A 22,026-nucleotide genomic window follows, 5' to 3' on the forward strand; every position below is an offset into this window, starting at 1 on the left:
AAGTGAGGTGTTATCTATCTTTTTTCTACTATAATAATCCACTCTTCGGGATAACTATTTCTTCGGTATTATCCTGGTTATCCCGATATCGGGATAACCAGGACCTGAGTGTGGCTGGGCAGCGTGCCGGACTTGCCGGAGAACGCTCTGGTCTATTTATGGAGCAGACACGGATTGCAAAGGAGATGAGAAAAGCCGATGAGCAGCGAAACGTACCAGCTCACTTTATTCGACCTCGATACCTCGTTTGGGAGAATGTCCCCGGAGCCTTTAGCTCCGCAGACGGCGAGGATTTCAGGGCGGTCATCGAGGAGATCGTCCGCATTAAGTACAGTGCCTGTGATGTGCCTCGACCTGAGTCCGGGCGCTGGGAATCTGCTGGGGCTGTCATATTGGGAACTGAATTCAGCTTGGCTTGGCGTGTCATGGACGCTCAATTCTGGGGAGTCGCCCAGCGTCGCCGTCGCATCTTCCTTGTCGCAGATTTTGGAGGCACAACCGCACCCGAAATACTATTTAAGCAAGACGGCCTGTTTGGGGATATTGCGGAGAGCGGAAGCCAGGGGCAAGGAGCTGCCGCCCCAGCTCAAGGAGGCACTGACGATACAGGCGGAGCTTGCCTGACCCCATGGGATGTGCAGAGCCGCCGCATCTTTGAGGAAACTGGAACATGGCCCTCTCTTTATGGCGGCGAAGGCGGCGGGCATGGGTATATCCAGACAGAGGAAAAAACAGCGATAGCCTTTGCCGCCAACCAGCGTGATGAAGTGCGGAACCTCCAGGATGTAGCCGGAGCCTTGGGTGCCAGCCCCGGCATGAAACAGCAGACTTTTGTGGCGGATGCTGAAAAAATCAGCGCTTTTCATGTCAACCAACGGGACGAGGTGATTGATCTTGACGGCATATCAGGCGCTCTGCTGGCAACCCGCAATATGCAGATGCAGACCTTTGTCACCCAGCAGCCATTGGTCTGCTTAAACGACCATGGCGGAGAACGAATGGATATCACCGAGGAAGTAACCCCTACGCTCCGTGCAGACATGGGAGGTCATCCTCCCCTTATATCCCAGCCGAACTGTCTAAACGGATGGGATACCCAGCAAAGCCGTGTGTTCACGCCGGAGGGTGTGGCGCCCACTCTTGCCGGAGCGGACGGGGGCGGCGGAAGAAACCCGGCAGGACTTCTATTTGCGGCAGGAGTTATCAGCAAAGGTGACGGCGATTGTTTTCTCACGCCGGAGGTTCATACCTCCATCACCAGCGGCGGCGGTCAGGCCGGACAGGGCTATCCCTGTGTGCTTACCGCAGGATTCTGCGGCAATGCCAGCGCAGAGGCCAGAGGAATCGGTTATCAGTCAGAGTGTTCGCCCACTATTAAAACCGGTACTGCTCCATCCGTGCTTTGCTTAAACGATCAAGGCGGCAGCCAGATGCACTGCACGGAGGACATCACAGGTACGCTCCGCGCCCAGGAGCATGGTCACCAGCCGCTGGTCATGGCGACCCAGCAGGGAGGCGCAGAAATCGGCGTCGGCATCTGCCCAACCATCACTGCCAGCGCAGGCATGAGCGGAAACAACCAGCCGGTGCTGTTTGATAACCATGCCAAGGATTGCAGATATAACGGACCGTTGGAGGTAGCCCCTACCGTCACCTCGACCTATGGTACCGGCGGCAATAATGTACCGCTCGTGGGAAGTGCTATTTTGCAGGAAACCATCTGCATTGCTGGCAACACCATTGACCGGGAGCCGGAGAACGGCGGCAACGGATTGGGCTGTCAGCCGGACATCAGCTATACCATTACCACCAGCGACCGCCATGCGGTATTCAGCCGACAGCGGAGCGATGAATTTTCCGAAAATGATGTGGTTGCCACACAAAGTGCAAGGCAGCATAAGGATGCCACCGATCTCATTTGTCAGCCTGAAGTATTCGGCCAATCACAATATGGCAACTATGCGGAGGGCTGTACCACTCTGCGTGCCCAGGGTGGCGACAACGGAGGCGGAAGCGAAAATCTTGTAAAAGAGAATGGACGCAACCTCATCCGCAGACTTACTCCTCTGGAATGTGAGCGGCTCCAGGGCTTTCCTGATGGCTGGACGTTGATACCGGGAGCATCGGACAGTGCCAGATACAAGGCACTTGGAAACAGCGTGGCGATACCGTGCGTGGACTTTGTCCTCCGTGGCATCGCTTATTTTTTGCGAATAATCCATGAGGAACAGGAGGAATCACCCCCATGTATATCTACCCCGACAACTTAAAGTCAAAGGCTACCCTGTGGCTATGGGAGCTACGGGATATTGGAATCATCGGCGTCGGATGTCTGATTTCTGTCTTTGCCCTTTCCCAGCTCGGCTGGCTGCCGCCCATCGTCCTGACGGCGCTCTATGCCTTTTTATCCATACGTTTTGAGGACGTGAGTATCCTCGATTTTATCCGCTATGCCGCCGCTTTCTTCTTCGGCAAGCAACAATCCTATGAATGGAGGGCATGAATATGAACAGAAAAAGGAAACAGGAGGCAAGGGAGAAAGCCTCCACCCGCCAGCTCATCGGCATCGAGGACATCACAGGCCACAGCCTTGTGACTCCCCATGGTGAGCTGGTGTTTTTTATGGTTAAACCCACCAACATCAGCGTCCTGTCCGATTCCAGCATCGGGGCAAGGATTTATGCTCTTATGAATGTGCTGAAAGGCATCTCGGATATTGAAATGCTGTGCCTTAACAGCCGTGAAAACTTTGAGGGCAACAAGAGCTATCTGAAAGCCAGGATGGATGCCGAGCAGAATCCTGTCATCCGAAAGCTGCTGGCACAGGACATGACCGCCCTTGACCGTATGCAAGTGCAGATGGCAACAGCGCGGGAATTTTTAATCATCATCCGCCTGCGTGGAGAAAAAGAAAAGGACGTAGGCCCCTACCTCTCCCGTATCGAAAAGAGCCTCAAGGATCAGGGCTTTACTGCGCGCAGAGCCGGTGAAGCCGATACCAAGCGTCTGCTTGGAGTCTACTATGAGCAAAATGTCACTACTAAGATGTATGAGGATTATGACGGCGAGCGCTGGGTGATTCTCGGAGAATAAGTAAAATTCAATAGGCCGTAGGGAGGTACCTTGCGGCCAAAAGGCATGGAACCTCCCACGGCTGGACAGGAGGTATTTTTTCATGCCTAAAATCAAAAAAACAAAGGCTGATGCTGGGGCGGCAGAGTCGAAAATCAAGGATTTTCTTGACATGATCGCACCGGGCATCATCAAGTTCAATACGGACCATTTTATATGCGGCAACACCTATCGGTGTGTCTGGGCTCTCCGTGAGTACCCTACCGCAACCGATGAGCAGGCCATCCTGCGTCATCTTGGGGAAAAGGACGGTGTGACCCTGCGTATCTACACCAGACAGGTAACGGCGGCAGAGGAAAAGAGAATCATCCATAACGCAGCCAATAAAAACCGCATGGATAAGAGCAGCACCAACGATCTCCAGCAGACAGTCACCGCCGAAAGCAATTTGCAGGATGTGGTCACACTGGTGTCCTCCATGCACCGAAACCGTGAGCCGCTCCTCCACTGCGCTGTTTTTATTGAGCTGACAGCGAACAATTTGGACGATTTAAAGCTCCTCCAGACCGACGTCTTGACTGAGCTGGTCCGCTCAAAACTCAATGTAGACCGGCTGATACTGCGCCAGCGGGAGGGCTTTCTGTCGGTCGGCCCTGCGGGACGGAATGTGTTCGGCAGCCAATTTGAACGGGTTTTACCCGCCAGCTCGGTGGCAAACCTCTATCCGTTCAATTACAGTGGCAAGACCGATCCCCACGGCTTCTATCTTGGCCGTGATAAATTTGGTTCAAATATCATTGTGGACTTCGATAAGCGTGACGATGACAAGACGAATGCGAACATTTTAATCCTCGGTAACTCCGGTCAGGGCAAGAGCTATCTCCTCAAGCTCATCCTCTGTAACATCCTCGAATCGGGTAAGTCCGTCCTGTGCCTTGATCCTGAACATGAATATGTTGACCTCGCAGAGAACCTCGGCTGTTTCATCGACTTGATGAGCGGGCAATACCGTATCAATCCTCTGGAGCCTAAAACATGGGATGAAGGAGGCAGCCCGGAGGACACCGACGCACCCCAGGCATTCCGCCAGTCCACCAAGCTCAGTCAACACATTTCCTTTCTTAAGGATTTTTTCCGCTGTTATAAAGATTTTTCCGACCGCCACATCGACGCCATAGAAATCATGCTGGGCAAGCTGTACGAAAAATTTGGCATCAGCGACCGCACTGATTTCAGAAGCCTTGCCACCACAGACTATCCTGTCTTATCTGACCTTTATGCTCTCATTGACGATGAGTTTAGGGGATATGACAAAAGTAACTATCAGCTCTACCCGCAGGAATTGCTGCAGGAAATCCTGCTGGGGCTCCACTCCATGTGTATGGGAGCCGAAAGTAAATTCTTCAACGGCCACACCAACGTGACCGACCACCGCTTTATTGTGTTCGGAGTAAAAGGATTGCTGCAAGCCAGCCGGAATGTGAAAAACGCCCTGCTGTTCAATGTGCTTTCCTTTATGAGCGACAAGCTCTTGACCGGGGGAAATACCGCCGCATCAATTGATGAGCTGTATCTGTTCCTGACCAATCTGACTGCGATTGAGTATATCCGAAATTTCATGAAGCGTGTCAGAAAAAAGGAGTCGGCGATAATTCTGGCTTCTCAGAATTTGGAGGACTTCAATATAGAGGGCATCAGGGAGCTGACAAAACCGCTGTTCTCCATTCCTACTCACGCTTTCCTCTTTAATGCAGGGAACATTGACAAACAGTTTTATATCGACAGCCTCCAGTTAGAGGAATCCGAATACAACCTAATCCGCTTCCCCCAGCGTGGTGTGTGCCTCTACAAATGCGGCATAGAGCGGTATAACCTTGCGGTCCATGCCCCTGCCTACAAGGAAAAGCTGTTCGGAAAGGCGGGTGGCAGATAATGAAGAAGGGAGAAAAAGTCATGGACAGAGTTCAAAATCAGAAAGAAAACAAGGCGGGTATCCTCGATGATATGCTGTCTTTTATCCGCTACACTCCGAACCGGGAAGCGGATATATTAGCTTTTATGGAGAAGTACCAAAAAGCGGATCACGAAGAACGCCCTGCTATTTTGGAGCATCTCCGGTGCTGCATGGACGGAAAGGAATACCCCAACCCTTACGCCGGGGGCTACCATTATACGCCGGATGATGTGTCCCTCATGGGAAAGATTCTGGATGAGTACATCGATGATCTCGTATCCGCAGAGGGTGATCCTGCCGCTATCTCGGAGTGTGTGCGGGATACAGTCTTGAAAATCAATGCTCTCAATGAGGAATGCGGACGGTACCTGATTGATACCTGGCGCAGGGAACGGCTGTGCGGATTCATCAACTCTGCTGCGGAAACAGCGGGACTGTCACAGGAAAAAGACCTTACCCTGCAGCACAGGATGTGGTAAAGGCGGTGGGTAAATGGAGATACAAGGTCAGAATTTCGGGATTGAAATTGAAATGACTGGGATTACACGAAGCCGTGCCGCCGAGGTGATTGCAGAACATTTCGGCACGACAAAGGAATATGAAGGCAGCTTCTACGATGCCTATTATGCCTGTGACAGCCAGCGGCGAAAATGGAGGGTCATGAGTGACGGCAGTATTGACTGTCAGAAGAAAGACGGCCGCAGAAAAGTAAGCGCCGACAGGAGCTACAGCGTAGAGATGGTCAGCCCCATCTGCCAGTACCAGGATATCGAAACTGTGCAGGAATTGATGCGCAAGCTCCGGGAAGCCGGGGCATTTGTGAATTCCTCCTGCGGTATCCATATCCACATCAATGCCGCCCCCTTTGATGCCCCCAAACTCCGCAACTTGGTCAACATCATGGCGGCCAAGGAGGATATGATCTATAAGGCATTAAAGGTTTCAAGAGGCAGGGAAACCAACTACTGCCAAAAGATTGACTCTGCCTTTTTAGAGCGGATCAACCGGCAGAAACCCACTACCCTCGACCAACTGAAGCGTATCTGGTACAACGGCAGCGATGGCAGCCGGGAGCATTATCACGATAGCCGCTACCACTGTCTCAATCTGCACAGCGTGTTCCAGAAAGGCACGGTGGAATTCCGTGCTTTCAATGGGGACCTCCATGCCGGAAAAGTCAAAGCATATGTGCAGTTCTGCCTCGCCATGACCGCACAGGCGCTCAACCAGCGGTCGGCAAGCCCGACAAAAACACAGTCCACCAATGAAAAATATACCTTTCGGGTGTGGCTTTTGCGCCTCGGTATGATTGGGGATGAATTTAAAACGGCCCGTAAGCATCTGCTGGATCACTTGGAGGGCTGCATCGCATGGAAAGACCCGGCACAGGCAGAAAGGCAAAAAGAACGGCTGCGGCAAAAGCGTGAAGCGGAGCGGTCGCAGGAGCAGACACCGCCGGAAGAAGCTGTGCCGGAAACTGTATTGGAAGCGGAGGATGAACAGTCCTCCGCTTTTACTATGTCAATGTAAAGGAGATCGTATGAAAAACAAACTGTATATTGCCTATGGCAGCAACCTCAATCTGCCGCAGATGGCTGGGAGATGCCCCACCGCCAAGGTGGTCGGGGCTTCCGAGATAAAGGATTATGCCCTTGTGTTTCGGGGCGGCAGGCACGGTGCGGTGGCTACCATTGAGCCTTGCGAGGGTTCTTCTGTTCCTGTTTTGCTGTGGAAGATCACGCCGAAAGATGAGACTGCCCTCGATATTTATGAAGGCTTTCCCAGATTTTACGACAAGGAAACCATGGACCTCCCGTTGGACGGCAAGACTGTTTCAGCCATGGTCTACGTTATGACGCCGGGGCATCGCCTGGGCTATCCCTCCGACTATTATTACAATACCATCCATGACGGTTACAAAACTGCGGGCTTTGATACCGCTGTTTTGGAGCAGGCGATAGATTATACCGAGCAGCTCATGGAAAGCGAACCGGAGCCGGAACAGCAGAACCTGTTCGGTTTTGGCAGCCAGAAATGGTGGTGATGGCATGGCAGATCCCGCTACCATTACGGCTGTTGCAAAAGCCGCCGCTGCCGCTCTTTCGGATGAACGCACCCGAAAGACCATCGGCTGGACCATTGCCGCCATCCTGTCGCCGCTTATTTTAATCATCGTGCTGGTCTGCTCCCTGCTCTCCGGAACCACCAACCACAACAACACCGCCGTGGAGCTGTGCTTCCATGGCGGTGTGATACCGGGGAGTATGCCCGCGGATTACAGGGAATACATCGGGGATATGCGTCGCAGCTTTACCCTCATAGACGGAGCCATCGCCACAGTGAATTCGCAGATGGAGGACGGCAACAGCCTTGACGATTACCGGGTCAAGGCTATTTTTTATTCTCTGTTTTTCGGCGCTGAGTCCCCCTCCCGGCTGGAACACCGGAAATATGTGGACTGTTTTGTGACCTACGAGGAACGCACCCGCACCGTGGAAAATGATGACGGAACAACCTCGGAGGAAACTTATACCGTGGCTGTTCCCATTACCTCTCTGCCTGCCATCTACAACAACATCAGGACATTGTTAGGCAGAGCTATTACCTATGAGGATCAGGCAAACGCCAATGAAATCTATTACCGTGCCTTATACGGTATCGGAGCTCCGGCCGAGGATGATGATTTCACCATGTGGGAGGGTTGGACTCCAGACCAGCTTGACGGTTTCTTTTCTGACTTGCCTGTGGGTGAGGTGGGAGCTGAAGCTGTCCGCCTCGGCCTTTCCCGCCTCGGTGATCCCTACTCCCAAGAGCTGCGTGGACAAGGAAGCTACACCGACTGCAGCTATCTTGTGCGGTGGGTGTACAAAAAGCTGGGGGTAAATCTTCCCGGCACGGCTGCGGCGCAGGGAAAATACTGCGTGGACAATGGGCTGACCATTCCAAAATCAAGTCTTGCTCCCGGTGATTTGGTGTTCTGGAGCCATAAACCTAACGGCCGTTTCATGAACATCACCCATGTGGGAATCTACGCCGGTGACGGCAAAGTGGTTGACGCTTCCTCCTCCAGAGGACAGGTCGTCTACCGGGACTTATTCGATTCCGGCAATCAGGTTCTGTACGGCAGACCCTACGCCGAGGCACAAAAATCTTCTGCCGATGGCTTTATTTCTCCCCTCGGCAGCGGCTGGCGTTCCATGGTGACCTCGGAATTTGGTGGCAGGACAGACCCCCTCACAGGGGAATGGGCGGGACATACCGGCCTTGACCTTGGCGCCTCCAAAGGAACTGCCATCCGCTCGGCAAAGGCGGGGACAGTGAAAACTGTGGTCTACGGAAACACCGGCTACGGCTACTATCTGACCATTGACCATGGGAATGGAATGGTCACTTTATACGGACACTGCTCTCAAATCCTCGTCCGTGAGGGGCAGACGGTAAAGGCCGGAGAAACCGTTGCAAAGGTAGGTTCCACAGGGCGAAGCACCGGAAATCATCTGCACTTTGAGGTGAGAGTGAACGGTGCGCAGAAGAATCCGAGAAACTATTTGCCGTAAACAGGCTGGTTTTTTCTTTCTGTTTTGCGGCATTGATACCAATAAAAAATTCAAGGGAGGACACTCAATATGAAAAAAGAAGCCATCACCGTACAAATGGATGCCGAAAAACTCCGAGCGGTCAAACGCTATATGGAGAAGAAAGATGCGGACTTGGAGCAGGAGCTTTGCGACCAGCTCCAGCGCCTTTATGAAAAATTCGTCCCTGCCAATGTGCGGGAATACATCGATGAAAGTGCCGATATCGAAACCCCGGCAAGCACTTTGTCTAAAAAACAGAAAGAAAAAATCAGGCAGACCGCAGAGCCGAGGCAGGCGGATGAGCAATGATGCAGTATTTTGATAAGCACGGCAATGAGATTAAGGCCGGAATGTTTCTCCGAATGGAGGACGGCAGCATAGAGGAAATATACGCCTGCACTGACTCATACGGCAAAGAGGATCTCGGCATCAATGCCAGCAATGATGAATTTCTGAAACAGCACGGCTTGGGCGAGTTTGACCGGGAGTTCTATCCGCTTTCCTCTTTCAGCCTAAGAGAAACAGAACTTTGCCAATCTGAGCCTACCCAAGGTTATTCTGGCATGGAGATGAAGTAGCGTACCGCCCTACTGCCCCCGTCACCCAGCGTTGCCCCCTGTTCGCCCCTGTGTGGGCTTTTGCGGGGCTGGGTGACAGGTTTACCCGCCAAACCGAATACAACCGATTTTGAGGGCTTTGTGCAGAGCTGTAAGAACCCCGCTTCTCAGCCAAAGCATACAGAACCCTCATGCGGCCTCTACGGTCGAAAAAAGAGCAGGATAAAGGCGGGTGGTCGCAAGCGCCCTCCTGCCAACCATTTCGCCCAGCAGTGCTGGGCGTTTTTCGCACTTTCCCATGAGGTGGTCGGATTCCGGATTTGTCACGGTCAGGGTGGTCGGGATTTTAGAAAAGGCAAGAAAACAAAGGAATTTACACGGTCACCTCACAGGTGGACACCCATGAAAGGTCGGATTTCACATGAAAAATAACAAGGAACGAACAGCGGTCTGGCTGTACCCCGAAACAATGGAACGGCTGGACGGCTGGCTGTCAAAGGATAACTGCAAGAGCCGCAGCGAGTTTATTGAAAAGGCACTCAGCTTCTACATGGGCTACCTTGGGACGGAGGACATCTCCTCCTATCTCTCCAAGGCTCTGCTTGTATCCATCCAGGGCACATTGCAAAAGACCGAAAACCGGGTGGCAAACAATCTGTTTCGGCTTTCTGTGGAAATCAGCATGATGATGCATCTGCTGGCAACTACGCTGGAGATTACCGATGAGGAACTGCACCGGCTCCGCGGCCGATGCGTTGCCGAGGTAAAACGGACCAGAGGGAAAATCCGTCTGGACGATGCGGTGGATTTCCAGAGCAGCCCTGAGACGGAAGAATAATGGCCCGCATCATTCTCAAGTGCCCCTACCTCAAAGGCGGGGAAAAGACTGCTGCCCATTTAAGCAACCTCGTCAAATACATTGCCACCCGCGACGGCGTAGAAAAAATGGAAAGTGGTCATAAGCTCTGGCACTCCACCAAAAAACAAAAGGATTTGATTGCACAGATACTCCGGGAGTTTCCCGATGCCAAGGAACTGTTTGAATATGAGGATTACCTCGAAAATTCCAACCGGGGAAACGCCTCCGAATTCATCACCATCGCATTGGAACGGCATCTTGATAAAATCAGCGGCCGGGAAAAATATCTGGACTACATCGCAAACCGTCCCCGTGTCGAAAAGTTTGACAGCCATGGCTTATTCACAGCCGGTGACGATCCGCTAGTTTTATCACAGGTCGCTGATGAAGTAGCCAACCACACCGGAAATGTGTGGACTCCGATTATTTCTCTCCGGCGTGAGGATGCCGCACAGATGGGATATGACAATGTACTTGCATGGAAGGCTCTGCTTTCTGAAAAGGCTGTGGAAATTGCGGAGAACATGAAAATCCATCCTGACCATCTGAAATGGTATGCCGCCTTTCACAATGAATCGCACCATCCGCATATTCACATGGTCTGCTATAGCACCGACCCAAGAGAGGGCTATCTTACGAAACAGGGCATCAAAAAAATGAAGTCCTCTCTGGCAAATGAGATTTTTCGTCAGGAGCTCATTCCGCTCTACGGAGAAAAGACGCAGCGGCGGGATGACCTGAAGGAACAGGCGGCCGAGTCCATGAGGGAGATGATCCGTCAGATGAAAGGCGGCGTTTTACAGAGCGGCCGCATGGAGCAGCTCATTACACACCTTGCTGAGCGCCTGCAAAACACCTCCGGTAAAAAACAGTATGGCTATCTCAAAGCAGACCTGAAAAATGTGGTGGATGAAATCGTGGATGAGCTTGCCAAGGACAGCCGTATCGCAGAAGCCTATCGCCTGTGGTGGGAGGTCAGGGGCAGGATCGAATCCATCTACACCGAAACACCGTCAGAGCCGCCGCCCCTTTCCCGCTGTGATGATTTTAAGCCCATCCGCAACATGGTCATTCAAGAAGCATTGCTGATTGGGAGCATGACCTTTGAGGAACCGGCATCTGTGGAAACAGCCCTGCCGGAGTCGGAGGATGATCTGGAGATGCCCTCCTCTGACATGGCGGATGAAGAAGATCAGGAACCGGCAGATGATTCCGGGGAACGGTCCTCCAGCGATGAAGCCTCTGCCGATAAGGAATCCTCCGACTCATGGTGGACGGATGGCTACAAACAGGCAAAGCAATATTTATATGGCGATGAGGATGCCGGAATTTTGCAGGATTTTGAAAAAGCCCATGAACTCTTCCTCATGGAAGCGGAGGCAGATAACCCTCTCGCCTTATGTGACCTGGGCAGAATGTCTGCGGATGGTCTTGGCTGCGAAGCGGACGCCGATGAAGCATACCGCTGGTACGAAAAGGCCCTTGCTGTTTTCCATGCTGCCGAGGAAGAAAAACCTTGGAAGTACACCGAGTACCGTATCGGCAAAATGTATGCCGCCGGACTTGGCACAGAGCAGGACTATCTGCAGGCGGCGGATTGGCTCACCCTGTCTGCGGATGAGAATTACAAGTACGCACAGTATTCTCTTGGCGGCCTGTATTACCATGGCAAAGGTGTGGATCAGGATCATGAATCTGCCTTTGCCCTCTACACCCGCTCGGCAGACCAGAGCTTCCCCTATGCCAGTTTTGAACTTGGTAAAATGCTGAGGGACGGAATTGGCTGTGTAAAAAATCAGCAGGACTCTGACCGTCGTTTCAAGGAAGCCTTTCTCGGTTTTGTTTCCCTGGAGGAACAGGGCCATGATGATAAGCTCCAGTACCGTTTGGGCTGGATGCTTCTGAATGGTGTGGGTACCGACAAGGATGAAGCCAGGGCAAAGGAATACTTTGAAAAAGCGGCATTCGTGGGAAACCCCTTTGCCTACCACCAGCTTGCCAAGCTTATCCTCTCCGATGAAAAAGCACCACAGCAGGATGTGGAGAAAGCCCTCGGCTACCTCAAAAAAGCGGTGGAGGCTGAGAATCCCTATGCCGCATATTTTCTCGGCAAGCTCTATGAAAAGGGACAGCACGTTCCGCAGAATATCGCAGAGGCAATACGGCTTTATACCCTTTCCGCAGGACAGGATAATGACTTCGCCGCATACCGGCTCGGCAAGCTGTACCTCGGCGGTGAGGGCGTACTGAAGGATGTGGAGTCCGCCATTCGCTGGATGACCTTTGCCGCCGACAGAAAGAACCAATTTGCTGAATATGCCCTCGGCGTCCTCTACTTCAAGGGGGAGGATGTTCCGAAGGATGTTCCCAAAGCTCTGGAATACCTAAAACGGTCTGCCGGTCAGGGCAATCAATTTGCACAGTACCGGCTGGGCAAGATTTACCTTATGGGCGAGGATGTGCCAAAGGATATTCAGACTGCCCTGCAATTTCTGACGGCTGCCGCAGAACAGGGAAATCAGTATGCGCAGTACACCCTCGGCAAGCTGTATCTGATGGGAAAAGATGTCCCCAAAGACAAAGAAACTGCCGTCCGCTGGTTTACCCTCTCGGCAGCACAGGGCAACATTTACGCCCAATTTTTCCTCGGCCATATAGATGATTTCAAAGACCCCTCCGTTCTGCTGGCGGGAACACGGCTCCTGCATCACATGAGCCGTGTTTTTGCAGACAACGCCCCACCGCTGAAACCACCCGGCCAGAGAACCGACCGTAAGCTCCTCCGCAAGCTCCGTGAGAAAAAGCAGGCGCAGGGCCATGCGAGGGATGACCACGAACAGACCATGTCATTATAACGATTGGAGGATAACCGTGAAGAAACAGAAAAAGAAAATTGAGCAGCCGCCGATCAAAGAGAAATCGCTCCAGACCTATTGCCGTCCTGTAAAAAGGGCGGCTTTTTTTCATAGAATCGGCACTCGCCATAAATAGGAGGGGGATCATGGGTGTATATGTGCATTTTACAGATGACCAGAAATACCGTGCCAACAATGTAGACCTCGTGGATTTTCTCCATCGGCGCGGTGAGAAGCTAATCCCCAGCGGCCGGGATAAGCGGTTGGCGTCCGACCACAGCATTACCGTCCGGGGAAACGAGTGGTACGATCACTCTGCAGAGAGCGGCGGGTATGCCATTGACTTCGTGCGACAGTTCTATGGCCTCACCTTTCCTGAGGCTGTAACCATGCTGCTGGGCGGTGAGCAGGGCGAAGTCTATCGACCCGCCTCACAAAAGAAACAGGAGGCGAAACAGCCCTTTGCCCTTCCGAATCCCCACAGCGATATGCGCCGCGTCTATGCGTACTTGGTGAAAACCCGGCTCATCGACCGTGAAGTGGTCAGTTACTTTGCCAAGGCGAAGCTCCTGTATGAGAGCTGTGAAAAATCTAAGGACAGCATGAAGGAATACCACAATGCGGTCTTTGTGGGATACGATGAAAACGGAGTTCCCCGCCATGCCCATAAACGAGGGCTCTATACCGAGGGAACCGGCTTCAAAGGAAATGTGGATAGCTGCGATCCGGCATACAGCTTCCACCACATCGGCACAAGTAACCACCTCTATGTGTTTGAGGCTCCCATCGACTTGCTGTCTTACATCACCCTGCATCCCAACGACTGGCGGAACCACAGCTATGTGGCGCTCTGCGGTGTTTCCGAATACGCCATGCTGAAGATGCTGGAGCTGCATCCGAACCTAAACCATGTGGTTCTGTGTCTGGATCATGACGAGGCGGGGATCGAAGCCTCGGAGAAATATCACGATCTGCTCATAGAAAAGTGTGTTTCATGTGATAGGGATTTGTCCATACACAAGGACTGGAACGAGGATATCAAGGCAAATCACGGATTACCGGCAATCCCTGCTGAGGAACATCCCCAGCATTTAATCCGGGATGAAATATGCCGGGAGCTTACCGAAACGTCAATGACTGTGAAATCCAACTGTTCCGCCAACACCCTGTCAGCCCTGCTCGTAAAAGCCCGATCCCATCTGCATTGGGGACAATTTTCAGGGGTGGATGAATGTCTGAGGGAAATGTGTCGCCTCTCCATGGCTGCTGCTGCGAGGGAGTATCGGCAGATGGATCACAGCCGGAATCTCTCCACGGTGCAAAGCCGCCTGCATAGTGGTTTCAGGACTTATGAAAACCGCGGACATCTGAAAACCCGGCTGGATTTACTGGAATCCGATATCATGGCTCTGCAGGGCTTTGAGCGTGTGGTGACCGCCGGTGAAAAGGAAAAGCTGGCAGAGTGCTATGAACGCATTGCCTCCCACGGCCTCAAAGGAGCGATCCTGCTGGAGAAATACCGGCAAAAGATGGAGCAGACCCAGGAAATGAAACTGTCTATGTAATCCCGGCAATAACTCCATCCCCGCTTCTGACATTCTAAATGAATTCAGAAGAAGGAGGATACTATTATGCCGTCTCAGGTCTATATTTTAATTGCAGCGGCCGCCGTGATGTTTTGTGTCATCGGCGGTCTTTCCCTTTTGGCTCACTATTATACCCTAAACGGAATCAAGTCCCGCACGGTAGGTGATGGCCAGCATGGTACGGCACGGTTCGCATCAAAACAGGAAATCAAAAATACCTATAAGCACATCCCCTTTCAGCCGGAGCTGTGGAGGCAAGGACAATGCCTCCCTACTGCCGCCGAGCAGGGAATCATTCTCGGAAGCGTAGGTGCAAAAAATAAAGTTACGGCAATGGTGGATACTGACGATGTCCACTGTCTCATGATCGGTGCCTCTGGCGTGGGGAAAACTGCATACTTTTTATACCCCAACCTGGAATATGCCTGTGCCTCCGGCATGAGCTTCCTGACCACCGACACCAAGGGCGACCTGTATAGAAACTATGGAACTATCGCCCGCAACCACTACGGCTACCATGTGGCGGTCATCGACCTAAGAAACCCCACCCGCTCGGACGGCAACAATATGCTCCATCTGGTGAACACCTACATGGATCAGTACCTTGCCGATGAAAACAACATTGTGGCAAAGGCAAAAGCAGAAAAATACGCCAAGATTATCTCCAAAACCATCATCAACGCCAGCAACGAGAATTACGGACAGAATCAGTTTTTTTATGATGCCGCAGAAGGACTCCTGTCCTCAGTGATTCTGCTGATTGCCGAGTATTTGCCCCCCACTGAGGTAGATGGGAAAAAGGTGGACTGCCGCCATATCATCAGCGTGTTCAAATTGGTTCAGGACTTACTCGTGCCCAGCAAGGTAAAGGGGAAAAGTCAGTTTCAGCTATTAATGGATAAATTGCCATCCGACCACAAGGCCCGCTGGTTTGCAGGAGCAGCCCTAAATTCCGCGGAGCAGGCTATGGCGTCGGTACTTTCCACTGTGCTATCCCGTTTGAATGCCTTTCTCGACTCCGAAATGGAACAGATTCTGTGTTTTGAAACATCCATTGATGCGGAGAAATTCTGTAACGAAAAATCCGCTCTGTTCATCGTATTACCAGAAGAAGATTTGACCAAATACTTTATGGTCAGCCTTATGATCCAACAGCTCTACAGGGAAATCCTTGCGGTTGCGGATGAAAACGGAGGCAAGCTGAAAAACCGAGTAATGTTTTACTGCGATGAGCTCGGAACGCTTCCAGCCATCGAATCGCTCGAATTAATTTTCAGCGCCTCACGCTCTCGCCGGCTTTCTATGGTACCAATCATACAGTCCTTCGGCCAGCTCGAAAAGAATTACGGCAAAGAGGGTTCAGAAATAATCGTGGACAATTGCCAGGACACCATCTTTGGCGGCTTTGCCCCCAACAGCCAGACCGCCGAAGTGCTGAGTAAAGCATTGGGCAGCCGCACGATCATGAGCGGCAGCGTGAGTCGTGGTAAGAATGACCCCAGCCAATCCTTGCAGATGATGGAGCGCCCTCTCATGACACCGGACGAATTGAAATCCATTCCAAAGGGCAGCTTTGTCGTGATGAAAACCGGCACCCATCCCATGAGGACAAAGCTGCGGCTGTTCCTTGAATGGGGCATCCGTTTCGGAGAGGCTTACACCATGGAGGAAAAAGCTCATCGAAAAGTGGTCTATGCCGATAAGCAGATGCTGGAGGAAAATATCGTCCGCAAGCACACGGCCTGCCTTATGGTGGACGAAGAAACCGGGGAGATATTGGAGCCGCCGTCCAGAACAGGAACCCTTCATACCCCGGTAGCAGAACCATCTGAAAACACCATGCGCCGCCGTAATGTACTCAAAACGTAAAGGAGGTTCCCATGAGCTACTTCAACCACATTTATACCGCTTCGCCCGATGAGATTCCCCATCGGGCGAGGGCTGTTTATATATATATTTGTGACCGGGCAGGAAAAGGAAAGGACTGCTGGCCTGCGGTAAAGACCATTGCTTCCGATCTGCAGCTTTCCCGCAGCACCGTCAAGCGTGCCTTACATGATCTGGTGAGGGCGGGACTCATTGAAAAGGAGCCTCGCTTCCGGGAGAATGGGAGCAATACCAGCAACAGACTTATTTTAAGAAAATAGCAGGATGCGGCAAAGCGAAAAGACAGAGTTCCCGCCAAGGGGGTACTCCGTTTTTTTGCTGGACCGAGGTGCGGTTCGTGGTGAACCCACCGGAATCTCTCACTCTAAGAAGATATTATCACAGAAAAAGAACAAGGTGTATCTTACTATGTTTTTATGTAACATTTTGGAGATCTTCTGGAACATCCCGTGATACCTGACAGCGTGGAGCAGCTCGGAAAGCAGTTTAAACATTTGATACCGGAACAGATTGAAATGATTAGCGAAATGGTGGAGGTAAATGATCAAAAAGCACACCACCTCAAAAGAAAAATGGCAGTAAACGAATAAGAGTCTCTCTCAGAGGCTCTTTTGCTATTGATAAAGTGATTGAAAGCTATCCTTGATGTGCGAAAAAACTTTCTATAAAAAATCATGACTTCACATTGACGAATTTCGATTTGAAACATATAATATAACATATCAAAGTATTTAGATTTGAGGTGTTGGTATGAACTATTACTTAGAGAACACAAAAGTGTTCAAAGCATTGGGCGATCCCAAAAGAGCCATGATTGTGGATATGCTCTCCTGTGGAGAACTTTGTGCCTGCGAGATTTTAGAGAAGTTTGAAATGTCCCAATCCACGCTGTCCCATCACATGAAACTCCTCTGCGAATGCGGACTTGTCAAGGCACGGGCAGAAGGCAAATGGACGTATTATTCTTTGGATGATGATGCCATCGGCAAAACAAAGCAGTTTTTCTGGGCGATCACATCCGATAAAGAAAATTGTATTTGCAGAGATAAAACAAATTGTTGTAAGGGGTGTAACGAAAATGAGTAAATGTTGTTGTTCTTCTGAAAATTGCTGCCAGCCAGAGCCGAAAAAGTCAATAAACATTGATTTTCTTTATCTGGACACGACCGTTTGCGGCAGGTGCCAGGATACGGAAAAAGCTCTGGACGACGCAGTTTCCGGCGTAGCCGTGGTGCTGAATGCGTCAGGATATGAAGTCAAGGTAAATGAAGTGAACATCACAACGAGAGAGTTGGCGATACAGTATCATTTGGTCAGCTCACCGACCATCCGTGTGAACGGAAACGATATTGCCGTGGAATCGCGGGAATCAGTCTGCGAGGACTGTGGAGAACATTGCGGTGATACCGTAGATTGCCGTGTATGGGTATATAACGGAGTCGAATATACATCCCCTCCGAAGGAATTGATCGTGGATGCCATTCTACGGGAAGTGTATAACCCCAATCAGGGCGAGCCGGAGCGTGAAGCCTATTGGCTTCCAGAAAATCTGGAAACATACTTTATAGCCAAGACACACAAGGATGAAACGGAACGTCAGGGAAAGGGCGGTGATGTGATATGAGCCAAGAAAAAAATAAAGGTATTGGCTTTTTTGAAAAATATCTAACCGTGTGGGTGCTGCTGTGCATGGCGGCTGGAATCCTTGTCGGAAAATTCCTGCCCGGCATTCCAGATGTCTTGGAAGGATTTCAATACGCCGGGCAGAACCTCCCGATTGCCGTACTCATTTGGATTATGATTTTCCCCATGATGATGAAGATTGATTTCCAGTCTATCAAGAATGTGAGGAAAAATCCTTCAGGCATCCTTATTTCCAGCGGTAGCAGCTGGCTCATCAAGCCCTTCCTCATGTTCGGGTTAGCAACCCTGTTTTTCAAAGTTATCTTTCAAGCCTTCATCCCAGCGGATTTGGCACAGGACTTCGTAACAGGCGCAGTATTGCTGGGCGTAGCACCCTGCACGGCGATGGTGTTTGTATGGAGTCATCTGACCAAAGGCGATCCGGCGCATACGCTTGTACAGGTTTCGGTCAATGACCTCTTGATTCTCGTATTGTTTGTGCCATTGGTACAAATCTTGTTGGGAGTAAACGGCGTTACGATTCCTTGGGATACGCTCTTCTTTTCCATCGTATTATTCGTTGTCGTTCCGCTGGCTGGCGGCGCACTTACGCGCTTTCTGATGATACAGAAAAAAGGCATAGAGTATTTCAACGAAAGATTTCTCCCCAAGTTTGACGGCATCACGACCTTGGGGTTGCTGCTCACCTTGATTATCATTTTTTCCTTCCAAGGTGACATTATTTTGGAACAGCCTCTGTTCGTTTTGCTGATCGCAGTACCGCTGGTTCTGCAAAACGTAATCTCCGCCAACTTTACCTACTTGATATGCAAGTGGACAAAGCAACCACACAATATTGCGGCTCCGGCTTCTCTGATTGCAGCCTCGGACTTCTTCGAACTTTCTGTAGCGGTAGCAATTGCCCTTTTCGGTCCAAATTCGCCGGTTGTGCTTGCTTGTACGGTGGGCGTATTGACCGAAGTCCCCGTTATGCTTTTGCTAGTACGCTTTATTAATAAGACCCACCACTGGTTTCTAAAGGAGGTTTAAATGGTGTATATATGCTATTGCAACAAAGTCAAAGAAGCAGATATCATGAAAGCAATTACAGAAAAAGGTGCAAAAAATGTAGATGATGTTATTAAGATTACCGGAGCCATGCAAAACAGTAATTGCGCTGTAAATAATCCGAAGGGAATTTGCTGTTACTCAGATATTGTGAAAACTTTTAATAAATATAGGGAGAAAATTATTATGAAAAAAATGAAAATCTTTGAACCCGCCATGTGTTGCCCGACCGGGCTTTGCGGCTTGGGTGTTGACCCTGAACTGCTGCGTATGTCCACGGTACTGGAAACACTGAAAAAACATGGCGTTATTGTTGAACGTTTTAACTTGGGCAGCGCACCGGCAGAGTTTATCACCGACCAGACCATCAATGCCTATATTAATGAGAAAGGCACAGAGGGACTGCCCGCTGTGATGCTCGATGGCAAAATTGTCATCACAGGTCGGTATCCCACCAATGAAGAATTCACAAAGCTGCTCGACCTTCCTGAAAATGTGCTGGGCAAGCAGAAAAAATCCGAGTCCGGCGGAGGCTGTTGCAAGGGAGGTTGCTGTTAAATGAATCAATTCGATCCCGGCAGTATCAAACTGACAAAGTATCTTTTTTATACCGGCAAGGGCGGCGTTGGTAAAACCAGCGTTGCCTGTGCCACCGCCGTCTCCCTTGCGGACAGTGGGAAAAAGGTGCTGCTTATCAGCACCGACCCTGCTTCCAATTTACAGGATGTCTTTTCGATGGAACTGACAAACAAAGGAGTGCCCATCTCCGATGTGCCGAATTTAGTGGTAGCGAACCTTGACCCCATACAAGCGGCGGCTGAGTACCGGGAAAGCGTGATCGCGCCTTATCGCGGCAAGCTGCCCGCATCTGTCATCACGAATATGGAGGAGCAGCTTTCTGGCTCCTGCACCATAGAAATTGCGGCATTCAATGAGTTTTCCAATTTCATTACGGACGGTAAGGTTCAGCAGGAATACGACCATATTATTTTTGATACCGCCCCTACTGGACACACCCTGCGGATGCTTCAGCTTCCGTCCGCTTGGAGTAATTTCATCAGTGAAAGCACCCACGGTGCATCTTGCCTCGGTCAACTCTCCGGCTTGGAGAGCAAGAAAGCCATTTACAAGCAAGCCGTGGAAACACTGGCCGACGGAAGCCTGACCACGCTACTCCTTGTCACCCGCTCGGAAACCGCGCCGTTCAAGGAAGCGGAACGTGCTTCCGGCGAATTGTCCGCGCTGGGCGTCGACAATCAAATGCTGGTTGTCAACGGAATATTGATGGAACATAACGATGATCTATCTTCCAGTCTGTACGAAAAACAGCAGTCTGCACTTGCCGCGATGCCGGAAAGTCTGAGGGCGCTTCCAATCCATAGCGTTCCTCTGCGAGCTTACAATGTCACAGGGCTGGAAAATATCCGCGCCTTGCTGAACACCGATTATTTTACTGCTCCCGTGCAAACGCTAAATGCCACGCATATTCCTGCGCTGAACGATGTGATAGATGAGTTAGCGATGGAGGGCAAACGTGTTATTTTCACGATGGGCAAAGGTGGTGTGGGTAAGACCACCGTCGCCGCCGCCGTTGCGCTGGGGCTTGCGAAGCGCGGAAAGAAAGTCCACCTCACTACCACCGATCCCGCCGCGCACCTGAAGTTTGTGCTGGATGAAACTGGCGGCGTGTCCATGAGCCATATCGACGAAGCCGAGGAATTGAAAAAGTATCAGTCCGAGGTGCTTTTCAAAGCCCGCGCGTCCGGCATGGGCGATGAGGATATTGCTTATGTCGAGGAAGATCTACGTTCGCCCTGCACACAGGAGATCGCCGTATTCCGCGCCTTCGCCGAGATCGTCGAAAAAGCTGACGATCAGGTGGTGGTAATTGACACCGCCCCCACAGGGCATACCCTGCTTTTGTTGGAATCCACACAAAGCTATAACCATGAAATTCAGCGTACCAAGGGCGAAATCCCCGAATCGGTGGCGCAGCTGTTGCCGAGGCTGAAATCCGAGGAAACCGAGGTACTGATTGTGACCCTGCCGGAAGCGACCCCTGTTTATGAGGCGCACCGCTTGGAGGACGATCTGAAACGGGCGGGCATCGCCGCCAAATGGTGGGTGGTCAATCAATCCCTTTATGGCACGAACACCACCAATCCTATGCTGGTGTCAAAGGCGGCTGGCGAAGTGGAATGGCTCAACCTCATCGACGAACACGCCGGTGGCAAATTTGCCCTGATCGCGTGGAGCGCAGAGGAAATCAAGGGCGACAGTCTGCTGGCGCTGTAAGGAGGTAAAAATGATAAAAGTTGCATTTATTTGTGTTCATAATTCTTGTCGCAGCCAGATTGCAGAGGCGCTGGGACGGCATCTTGCCGGCGACGCTTTTGAAAGCTATTCGGCGGGAACGGAAACGAAGCTGCAAATCAATCAGGATGCCGTGCGGCTGATGAAACAACTTTATGGCATTGACATGGAAGCGACACAGCGCAGCAAACTCTTGTCCGAAATCCCGCCTGTTGATATTGTCGTTACAATGGGCTGCAATGTCGAGTGTCCGTATCTGCCCTGTAAACACCGCGAAGATTGGAGGCTGGATGATCCAACGGGCAAAAGCGACGAGGAATTTATTCAGGTTATAAAACAGATTGAGCAAAAAATGCTTGAGCTAAAAAATTTTGTGGGGGTTCTTTAGTAGTAAAATCATTGGCTGTAAATGCTAAATTCAAAAAAGCCAATTAAAGTCATTGATTTTAATTGGCTTTTTTGTTTAGAGCAAAACAGAATTTCCATTCAAATTCCTTTTGGATGAATATAAAGTTAAGAGATTTACACTCACTCAATCGAAAAGACTTGCATTGGTATCCCGCACTTTTTTTGCTTAATTGATTGTAAACTTCGTGCCACATGACTTCCGTTCCACGCAGCAGATAAACTGCTACGAACCACTACACAGCCTGATCTCGTGTTGGGATGATTTT

21 protein-coding genes are annotated in these 22,026 nt (G+C 51.0%); all 21 read left to right on the plus strand.

What is annotated here, in order from left to right:
* Nucleotides 1–2,270, plus strand: a 2,270-nt coding sequence (locus tag KCX82_RS00005) for a DNA cytosine methyltransferase (protein WP_465250595.1), incomplete at its 5' end; no start/stop codon positions are given.
* The gene (locus KCX82_RS00010; RefSeq protein ID WP_013623292.1) at nt 2,246–2,503 is read left to right on the plus strand and encodes a hypothetical protein; all 258 of its coding nucleotides are present in this window, start codon (nt 2,246–2,248) and stop codon (nt 2,501–2,503) included. The genes KCX82_RS00005 and KCX82_RS00010, both read left to right, overlap by 25 nt.
* A gap of 2 nt (nt 2,504–2,505) precedes the next feature.
* Nucleotides 2,506–3,093 (plus strand): hypothetical protein, encoded by a 588-nt coding sequence (locus tag KCX82_RS00015; protein WP_013623291.1) that lies wholly within the window; start codon nt 2,506–2,508, stop codon nt 3,091–3,093.
* 82 nt (nt 3,094–3,175) lie between these two features.
* Nucleotides 3,176–5,005, plus strand: coding sequence for a VirB4 family type IV secretion system protein (locus KCX82_RS00020; protein ID WP_013623290.1), 1,830 nt, complete (start codon nt 3,176–3,178; stop codon nt 5,003–5,005).
* Nucleotides 5,005–5,505 (plus strand): hypothetical protein, encoded by a 501-nt coding sequence (locus KCX82_RS00025; protein WP_013623289.1) that lies wholly within the window; start codon nt 5,005–5,007, stop codon nt 5,503–5,505. Before KCX82_RS00020 ends, KCX82_RS00025 begins: the two co-directional genes overlap by 1 nt.
* A gap of 13 nt (nt 5,506–5,518) precedes the next feature.
* Nucleotides 5,519–6,556: an amidoligase family protein gene (locus KCX82_RS00030; RefSeq protein ID WP_013623288.1), complete on the plus strand. Its 1,038-nt coding sequence runs from the start codon at nt 5,519–5,521 to the stop codon at nt 6,554–6,556.
* Nucleotides 6,557–6,566: 10 nt separating this feature from the next.
* Nucleotides 6,567–7,070 carry a gamma-glutamylcyclotransferase family protein gene (locus KCX82_RS00035; protein ID WP_013623287.1) on the plus strand — a complete coding sequence of 168 codons (504 nt, stop codon included), beginning with the start codon at nt 6,567–6,569 and terminating at the stop codon, nt 7,068–7,070.
* A complete protein-coding gene (locus KCX82_RS00040; RefSeq protein WP_227016414.1) occupies nt 7,048–8,583 on the plus strand; it encodes a peptidoglycan DD-metalloendopeptidase family protein in 1,536 nt (511 codons plus the stop codon). The genes KCX82_RS00035 and KCX82_RS00040 overlap by 23 nt, the downstream gene beginning before the upstream one ends.
* A gap of 69 nt (nt 8,584–8,652) precedes the next feature.
* Entirely contained in the window at nt 8,653–8,913 is a 261-nt protein-coding gene (locus KCX82_RS00045; RefSeq protein ID WP_013623285.1) for a DUF6103 family protein, read from the plus strand.
* The gene (locus KCX82_RS00050) at nt 8,910–9,182 is read left to right on the plus strand and encodes a hypothetical protein (protein WP_013623284.1); all 273 of its coding nucleotides are present in this window, start codon (nt 8,910–8,912) and stop codon (nt 9,180–9,182) included. Before KCX82_RS00045 ends, KCX82_RS00050 begins: the two co-directional genes overlap by 4 nt.
* Before the next feature lie 400 nt (nt 9,183–9,582).
* Nucleotides 9,583–9,999: a hypothetical protein gene (locus KCX82_RS00055; protein ID WP_013623283.1), complete on the plus strand. Its 417-nt coding sequence runs from the start codon at nt 9,583–9,585 to the stop codon at nt 9,997–9,999.
* A complete protein-coding gene (gene mobP3, locus KCX82_RS00060; RefSeq protein WP_027096097.1) occupies nt 9,999–12,875 on the plus strand; it encodes a MobP3 family relaxase in 2,877 nt (958 codons plus the stop codon). Before KCX82_RS00055 ends, mobP3 begins: the two co-directional genes overlap by 1 nt.
* A 146-nt stretch (nt 12,876–13,021) precedes the next feature.
* Nucleotides 13,022–14,440, plus strand: coding sequence for a DUF3991 and toprim domain-containing protein (locus KCX82_RS00065; protein WP_013623281.1), 1,419 nt, complete (start codon nt 13,022–13,024; stop codon nt 14,438–14,440).
* A 66-nt stretch (nt 14,441–14,506) separates the two neighbouring features.
* The gene (locus KCX82_RS00070) at nt 14,507–16,330 is read left to right on the plus strand and encodes a VirD4-like conjugal transfer protein, CD1115 family (protein WP_013623280.1); all 1,824 of its coding nucleotides are present in this window, start codon (nt 14,507–14,509) and stop codon (nt 16,328–16,330) included.
* 11 nt (nt 16,331–16,341) lie between these two features.
* Nucleotides 16,342–16,608 (plus strand): helix-turn-helix domain-containing protein, encoded by a 267-nt coding sequence (locus tag KCX82_RS00075; protein WP_013623279.1) that lies wholly within the window; start codon nt 16,342–16,344, stop codon nt 16,606–16,608.
* Nucleotides 16,609–17,098: 490 nt separating this feature from the next.
* Nucleotides 17,099–17,434 (plus strand): ArsR/SmtB family transcription factor, encoded by a 336-nt coding sequence (locus tag KCX82_RS00080; RefSeq protein WP_013623278.1) that lies wholly within the window; start codon nt 17,099–17,101, stop codon nt 17,432–17,434.
* The gene (locus KCX82_RS00085) at nt 17,427–17,972 is read left to right on the plus strand and encodes a DUF2703 domain-containing protein (protein ID WP_013623277.1); all 546 of its coding nucleotides are present in this window, start codon (nt 17,427–17,429) and stop codon (nt 17,970–17,972) included. Before KCX82_RS00080 ends, KCX82_RS00085 begins: the two co-directional genes overlap by 8 nt.
* Nucleotides 17,969–19,021, plus strand: a complete 1,053-nt coding sequence (gene arsB, locus KCX82_RS00090; RefSeq protein WP_013623276.1) for an ACR3 family arsenite efflux transporter — start codon at nt 17,969–17,971, stop codon at nt 19,019–19,021. The genes KCX82_RS00085 and arsB overlap by 4 nt, the downstream gene beginning before the upstream one ends.
* A gap of 3 nt (nt 19,022–19,024) precedes the next feature.
* The gene (gene arsD / locus KCX82_RS23315) at nt 19,025–19,597 is read left to right on the plus strand and encodes an arsenite efflux transporter metallochaperone ArsD (protein ID WP_465250596.1); all 573 of its coding nucleotides are present in this window, start codon (nt 19,025–19,027) and stop codon (nt 19,595–19,597) included.
* Complete coding sequence (gene arsA, locus KCX82_RS00105; RefSeq protein WP_013623275.1) at nt 19,598–21,334, plus strand: arsenical pump-driving ATPase; 1,737 nt, start codon at nt 19,598–19,600, stop codon at nt 21,332–21,334.
* Nucleotides 21,335–21,344: 10 nt separating this feature from the next.
* Nucleotides 21,345–21,740 carry an arsenate reductase ArsC gene (locus tag KCX82_RS00110; protein ID WP_013623274.1) on the plus strand — a complete coding sequence of 132 codons (396 nt, stop codon included), beginning with the start codon at nt 21,345–21,347 and terminating at the stop codon, nt 21,738–21,740.
* Nucleotides 21,741–22,026 lie beyond the last annotated feature (286 nt).

The sequence above is a fragment of the Sinanaerobacter chloroacetimidivorans genome, from assembly GCF_018128545.1.
GTDB lineage: Bacteria > Bacillota > Clostridia > Peptostreptococcales > Anaerovoracaceae > Sinanaerobacter > Sinanaerobacter chloroacetimidivorans.